Annotated in this window: 5 protein-coding genes; 2 read left to right on the top strand and 3 right to left on the bottom strand. The window is 74.8% G+C overall.

Annotated elements, in window-relative coordinates:
* A partial coding sequence (locus ABD308_RS01320; protein ID WP_344324148.1) for a LysR substrate-binding domain-containing protein occupies window positions 1–381 on the top strand: 381 nt, incomplete at its 5' end.
* 9 nt (window positions 382–390) lie between these two features.
* On the opposite strand, the gene ABD308_RS01315 is transcribed toward ABD308_RS01320, so the two are convergent.
* A complete protein-coding gene (locus ABD308_RS01315) occupies window positions 391–1,014 on the bottom strand; it encodes a TetR/AcrR family transcriptional regulator (RefSeq protein ID WP_344324145.1) in 624 nt (207 codons plus the stop codon).
* Between the two features lie 215 nt (window positions 1,015–1,229).
* Here ABD308_RS01315 and ABD308_RS01310 point away from each other — a divergent pair, with 215 nt between their 5' ends.
* A complete protein-coding gene (locus ABD308_RS01310) occupies window positions 1,230–3,440 on the top strand; it encodes an MMPL family transporter (protein ID WP_344324142.1) in 2,211 nt (736 codons plus the stop codon).
* A 42-nt stretch (window positions 3,441–3,482) separates the two neighbouring features.
* On the opposite strand, the gene ABD308_RS01305 is transcribed toward ABD308_RS01310, so the two are convergent.
* Both ABD308_RS01305 and ABD308_RS01300 read right to left on the bottom strand, forming a co-directional pair.
* A complete protein-coding gene (locus ABD308_RS01305) occupies window positions 3,483–5,294 on the bottom strand; it encodes a SpoIIE family protein phosphatase (RefSeq protein ID WP_344324139.1) in 1,812 nt (603 codons plus the stop codon).
* Window positions 5,295–5,391: 97 nt separating this feature from the next.
* Window positions 5,392–6,159: a class I SAM-dependent methyltransferase gene (locus ABD308_RS01300; RefSeq protein WP_344324135.1), complete on the bottom strand. Its 768-nt coding sequence runs from the start codon at window positions 6,157–6,159 to the stop codon at window positions 5,392–5,394.
* Between the last annotated feature and the right edge of the window lie 542 nt (window positions 6,160–6,701).

The following is a 6,701-nucleotide window of genomic DNA, read 5'->3' as shown; positions in this document are numbered from 1 at the left end:
GACGTGCCGCGCGACGTGCTGCTCGACCTGGACGTGCTGCTGCTGGAGGAGGGCCACTGCCTGCGCGACCAGGCCCTCGACATCTGCCGCGAGGTCGGCGCCGACCAGGCCGGCTCCACCACCAGGGCGGCCAGCCTGTCCACCCTGGTGCAACTGGTGGCCGGCGGCCTCGGGGTGACCCTGCTGCCCGCCACCGCGCTGGACGTCGAGGCGGGCCGCGCCGACCGGCTGGCCGCCGTCCGCTTCGCCGCCCCCGCGCCGGGCCGCCGGATCGGCCTCGCCACCCGGCCGGGATCGGCCCGCAGCGCCGAGTACGATCGCTTCGCCGTCACGCTGCGTGAGGTGCTGGCCGAACTGCCGGTCCGGATCGTCGAACCGTAGGCCCCGCCGTCAGATCGCGGCGGGCGCGCCGAGGCAGAGGCCGACCGTGGTGGCGACCAGCAGGTCCAGCGCCCGGCGGGACTCCTCCTCGGGGTCCTCACCGGCGGCCTTGAGCACCAGGTAGCGGTCGGTCAGCCCGTTGAAGCCGGCCAGGAAGTACACCGAGACCTCCTGCGCGGGCAGCGGCAGTGACAGTCCGTGGGCGGCGGCGAGCCCGGTGAGCAGCTCGGCCGCGGTGGTCTCGATCTCGTGCTGGACCGCCCGCATGATCTCCTGCAGGTCCGGGTCGCGCAGCGCCATCGCGGAGAACTCGGTGATCAGCGCGCACCTGCCGTGCTCGCCGACGGCGCTGTCCCACAGGGCGTAGACCATCGTGCGGACCTGCTCGCCGAACGGGCCCTCGTCCGGCGCGGACGCCCGCACCTGGCCGATGAAGTCGGCGGTCAGCTGTTCGACGACGGCCCGGTAGAGGTCCTTCTTGGTGCCGAAGGTGTAGTGCACCGTCGCCTGTGCCACGCCCAGCTCGGCCGCGATGGCGCGGGTGCTGCCGGCGGCCACGCCCTCGCGGGCCATCAGGTCGATGGCGGCCTGGATGAGTTGGGGGCGCCGTTCGGCGGCCGGGACATGAGCCATTGGGCCAGGGTATCGCCATGTTCACACAACTGGATCGAACGATTGCGTCACATGCTCTCGTCGGTCGACTTTGTCACGCGAACAAGTTGTGCGTACGGTGGTGCGGACGACCGGGCCGGGCGCCCGCGTCCGCCGGCGCGTCCCGCCAGGACGACCCGCTGCCCGAACGGCCCGCCCGAACGACTTTCCCGAACGACCCGACCGAAGGTGCACGCATGGCCACGTACCTGTACCGCCTGGGCCGACTCTGCTTCCGCCGCAGGCGGACCGTGCTCGCCGTCTGGCTCGCCCTGCTGATCGCCGTCGGCGGCGCGGCGGCGGCCTTCGGCGGCGCGACCTCCGAGGAGTTCAAGGTCCCCGGCACCGAGGCCCAGGCCACCCTGGACCGGATCAAGGGCACCTTCCCCGAGCAGGGTCACGGCTCCGCCCAGGTGGTCTTCGCCACCGAGGCGCCCGGCGGCATCGCCGCCCCCGGGAACGCCGAGGCGGTCGGCGAGGCGGTCGCCCGGATCGCCGCCGTCCCGGGCGTCGCGGGCGTGCCCGACCCGTTCGCCACCGGCGCGGTCTCCCCGGACGGCAAGGTCGCGCTGGGCCTGGTCTCCTTCGACCGCGAGCTCGGCGACATCACCGACCAGCAGCGCGACGCCGTCAGGGCGGCGGCGGACCCGGCCCGCGCGGCCGGGGTCACGGTCGCCTTCGGCGGCGACGCCTACAACGAGATGGCGCAGGTCGACGGCGGCGAGGCGATCGGCCTGATGGTGGCCGGCCTGGTCCTGGTGGTCACCCTGGGCTCGCTGGTCGCGGCCGGGCTCCCGCTGGTCACCGCCCTGATCGGGGTCGGCGTCGCGATGGCCGGCGTGGTCACCGTGGCGGGCTCGTTCGAGATCATCTCCACCGCGCCGGTGCTGGCGCTGATGGTCGGCCTGGCGGTCGGCATCGACTACGCCCTGTTCATCGTCTCCCGGCACCGCCGCCACCTCACCGAGGGCCTGGAGCCGGAGGAGGCCGCCGCCCGCGCGAACGCGACCGCCGGCAGCGCCGTGGTCTTCGCCGGCCTCACCGTCGTCGCCGCGCTGGCCGGCCTGGCCGTCGCCGGCGTGCCGTTCCTGACCGTGATGGGCCTGGCGGCCTCCGGCGCCGTCGTCATCGCGGTGCTGGTCGCGATCACCCTGCTGCCCGCCCTGCTCGGTTTCGCCGGCCGCGGCATCGACCGGCTGCCGGTCTGGCGGCGCGCGGTGCGGAACACCGGGCGCACGACGCTCGGCGAGCGCTGGGCGCGCTTCGTGGTGCGCCGCCCGCTGGCCGTCCTGCTGGCCGGCCTCACCGCGCTGGGCGCGCTCGCCGTGCCCGCCGCGAGCCTCACCCTCGGCCTGCCCGGCGGCGGCTCGCAGGCCGAGGGCACCGACGCCCGCACCGCGTACGACCTGGTCGACCGCGGTTTCGGCCCCGGCTTCAACGCCCCGCTGGTGGTCGTCGTCGACGCCGCGGGCGCCGAGCGGCCGGAACAGGCGGTGCAGGACGTGGCGGGCCGGCTCGCCGCCCTGCCCGGCGTGCGGACCCTGCTCCCGCCGCAGCTCGACCAGCCGAGCGGCACCGCGCTCGTCCCGGTCATCCCGGAGACCGGCCCGGACCACGCCGACACCCGGCGGCTGGTCACCGACATCCGCGACCAGCGCGACGCGATCCAGGCCGGGACCGGCGCGCGGATCGACGTCACCGGCACCACCGCCGCCAACATCGACGTCTCCGCCAAGCTCGGCGACGCGCTGCCGCCGTTCGTCGCGGTGATCGTGGGCATCGCGCTGGTGCTGCTGGCGCTGGCCTTCCGCTCGATCCTGGTGCCGCTGAAGGCGGTGGCGGGCTTCCTGCTCTCCATCACGGCCTCGCTCGGCGCCGTCGTCGCGGTCTACCAGTGGGGCTGGCTGGACGGCCTGATCGACGTGCCCAAGGTCGGCCCGGTGGTCAGCTTCGTGCCGATCCTGCTGATCGGCGTGCTGTTCGGGCTGGCGATGGACTACGAGCTGTTCCTGGTCTCCGGGATGAAGGAGCACCACGTGCACGGCATGACGCCGAGGGACGCGGTGGTGGCCGGGGTGCGGGGCGGCGCCCGGGTGGTCACCGCGGCGGCGCTGATCATGATCGCGGTCTTCGGCTCGTTCGTCTTCGGCCACGACCCGATCGTCCAGCCGATCGGCTTCGCGCTCGCGGTGGGCGTGCTGGTGGACGCCTTCGTGGTGCGGATGGCCCTGGTGCCGGCCGCGATGGCGCTGTTCGGCCGGGCAGCCTGGTGGTTCCCGAAGAGCCTGGACAAGGTGGTGCCGCGGGTGGACATGGAGGGCGAGCGGCTGATGGCCCGGATGGAGCCCGCCGCGAGCGGCACCGCGAGCGGCACCGGCACGGAGCCGAAGGTGCCCGAGCGGGTCTGACGGGCCCGCGGGGCCGTCGCCCCGGCGCGGCCCCGCGGTCCGTTACGGCAGGCGCTGCTCGAACCAGACCACCTTGCCGGTGCCCAGCCGGGTCGCGCCCCAGCGCTCGGCGCACCGGGCCACGATCTGCAGGCCCCGCCCGCGCTCGTCCTCCGGTCCGGCCCGGCGCGGCCGGGGCAGCAGCGGGCTGTCGTCGCCGACCTCGCAGCGCAGCCGGGTGGTGCGGACCAGGCTCAGCGTCACCGGGCGGGTGGCGTGCTGGACGGCGTTGGTGACCAGCTCGCTGACCATCAGTTCGGTCGCCTCGGTCAGCTCCTCCAGCCCCCAGCGGCGCAGCGTGTGCGCGGCCAGCCGGCGGGCCCGGCCCGGCGTCTCGTTGCGCGGCTGGAGGTACCAGTGCGCGACGTCCCCGGCCGGGATGCCGTCGAAGCAGGCGGCCAGCAGCGCGATGTCGTCGCCCCGGTCGCCGGGCGGCAGGATCCGCAGCGCCTCCTGGCAGAGGTGCTCGGGCGCGTGCCGGTGGGCGCCGGCGAGCCGGGCGCGGAGCAGTTCGAGGCCGTCGCTGAGCGGCCGGTTGCGGGTCTCCACCAGACCGTCGGTGAACAGCAGCAGGGCCGAGCCGGGCGGCGCGGGCAGTTCGACGGAGGAGAAGTCGACCCCGCCGACGCCGATCGGCGCGCCCGCCTCCAGGTCGAGCAGCTCGGCCGTGCCGTCCGGCTGGACGAGCACCGGCGGCACGTGTCCGGCGTTGGCGAGCACCACCCGGTTGGCGATCGGGTCGTAGACGGCGTAGACGCAGGTCGCCAGGTGCTGTTCGCGGCCGAGCCGCTGGGCCTGCTCGTCCAGGTGGTAGAGCACCTCGTGCGGCGGCAGGTCGAGCGCGGCCAGGGTCTGCGCGCTGGTGCGCAGCTGGCCCATGATGGCGGCCGAGGTCAGCGAGTGGCCCATCACGTCGCCGACGATCAGGGCCACCCGGTTGCCGGGCAGCGGCACGGCGTCGTACCAGTCGCCGCCGACCTGGGCGCCGCGCTCGCCGGGCAGGTAGCGCTGGGCGAGCCGGACGCCGTGCGGCTGGGGGAGGCGCAGCGGCAGCATGCTGCGCTGGAGCTCGTTGGCTATCTCCCACTCGCGGGCGTACCGCAGCGCGGTGTCGACGGCCAGCCCGGCCTGGGTGGCGAGGTGGGCGGCGGTGGCGGTGTCGGTGGCGTCGAAGCCCGGCCGGCCGCTCTTGGCGGACGGGCGCCGGATCAGCACCAGCAGTCCCAGCACGGTCTTGCGCCCGCGCAGCGGCAGGGCGAGCACGGAGGTGCCCGGGCTGAGCCGGGCGAGGCCGCGGGCGCCGTACAGCTCGCGCAGCAGTTCGGTGGTGCGGGCGCTGCCGGTGGCCCCGGCGGTGCCGAGCACGACCGGTTCGGCGGGGCGGCGGCTGAGCAGGGTGTGGGCGAGCGCGCCGCCGCGGGTGACGGGGGTGGCCGGGCCCGGGTCGGCGGTGGAGCGGGCGCCGTAGCGGCTGCCGTAGCGGTCGCGGCGGTCGTCTCCGGTCGGGCGGCCGCGCCGGCCGAGCCGGGTGCCCTGGCTGTGGTGGATCCGCAGCTGCTCGGGGAAGCCGGGCTCGCGCTCGACGTTGGGCAGCGGGTCGCGCAGGTGGACGACGGCGGCGTCGGCGAGGGCGGGGACGAGCACCCGGCCGACGTTGCGCAGGGTGGCGGCCAGGTCGAGCGCGCTGTTGATCCGCCGGGTCGCGGAGTCGAGGTAGGCGAGGCGCTCGGGGACCCGCTCCGGGGGTGACGACGGGCGGCGCGGGGTCGGCAGGGCAGGCGGCTCTCCGGCCTCGGGATAAAGCTGGTCGCGCACGGGGGCCTGTCCTGGGATCGTTACGGTCTGTGGTCTGTCGGGGACTGCCTGGGTCTGCCTCGGTCTGCTGGCCTGTCCGAGCCCGCGGTCCCGGCCGTCAGCCGGTCCGCCGGCAGCGGAGGAAGAGCTGCTCCTCCGGCGGCAGCGAGGTGCTGGCGGGCGCGTACGGACGTCCCTCCAGCTCCTCGACCGCGAACCCGGCGGCCAGCAGGACCCGTTCGAGATCCTCCCGCAGGAATCCGCTGATCCGCAGCTCCCGGCCGAGGAACGGCAGGGGAACGTGGTCGAGATCCGTCTCGACCATACCGAGCGCCAGCAGCCCGCCGGGCCGCAGCAGCTCGCGCAGCCGGCCCAGCACCACGGGGATCTCGTCCTGGGGGAGCAGGATCAGCGAGAAGAAGGCGGTGACCGCGTCGAAGGTGCCGCGCCCGGCGGGGCCGAGCCGCGGCACGTTCCAGGCGGAGCGGGCGCGCTCGGTGGCGAGGTCGTACATGTCCATGCGGTGCAGGACGGGCGGGTGCGGGCCGGAGTGGCGGGCCTGCCGGGCCAGGGTCAGCATGACGTCCGAGAGGTCCACACCGGTGACGCGCAGCCCGGCGCCGGTCAGCTGCCGGACGGTCGGGTCGCCGTTGCCGCAGCCGACGTCCAGCACCTCGGCGCCCGGCCCCAGTTCGGCCAGCAGGCGGCGTCCGCAGGCCAGCTGCCCGTCCTTCGAGGGGAACGCCTCGGCGTAGCCGGTGCCGATGGTGTCGAAGGCGACCGCCTGCAGGGCGCGCGCGGCCCGGCGGCGCAGGACGTCGGACCCGTCGTCGCCACCCGCGTCCTCGTCGACGGGGAACGGATTCGGTATCTGTCCGGTCGTCACGATTGAGAGGCACCTTTCCGGCCGGGCCTCCGGTCGGCTGGACGAGGCGCGAGGCCGGGCCGCCGTCTCCTCCCGGCGTCCGCACTGCCCCGCCGACCCGCTGCCGGTGGCGGTACGTCACGCTCCCCGCGTCACAATGACTGCATTGCCACGCTGACTGCACGCTGACACTTTGCACAGACTCTTTGCACAGAGACACTCTGCACTGCGGGAGCGCCGCCGCGCTGCCTTTTCCGGATGCTTCACCGGAGAAGTGCACTCGTGTGTGTACTGGCATCCGAGAATATGCGTGATCACTGTGCCGTGGGGTCCGTTTCCGGCCAACTCGTGGCGGGTTGGCCGACGGAGCCCCCTTCTCGGGCGCGCCGGGCGCGCGCCAGGGTGGTGCGGTCTGGTCCCGCGCGCCGTACAGTCGGCCGCCCTACCTTCCTGACCTGCGGCTTCGTCGATGGACGGGCCGACAACCGGGCGTTTATTGAACGTCAATCCGGTCGGTGCACAGTGGAGTCCAGCGCCGGGGAAGCGTTGAAGGTGGTCCCGCA

Origin of the sequence: Kitasatospora putterlickiae (assembly GCF_039527695.1) — a bacterium.
Lineage (GTDB): Bacteria > Actinomycetota > Actinomycetes > Streptomycetales > Streptomycetaceae > Kitasatospora > Kitasatospora putterlickiae.
The sequence above is the reverse complement of the archived record's forward strand: the minus strand, read 5'-3'. Positions and strand labels throughout refer to the sequence as shown.

Excerpts from the sequence above, each read along its gene's own strand:
- ABD308_RS01310 (WP_344324142.1), top strand. The coding sequence starts at position 1,230 with ATGGCCACGTACCTGTACCGCCTGGGCCGACTCTGCTTCCGCCGCAGG.
- ABD308_RS01315 (WP_344324145.1), bottom strand. The coding sequence starts at position 1,014 with ATGGCTCATGTCCCGGCCGCCGAACGGCGCCCCCAACTCATCCAGGCC.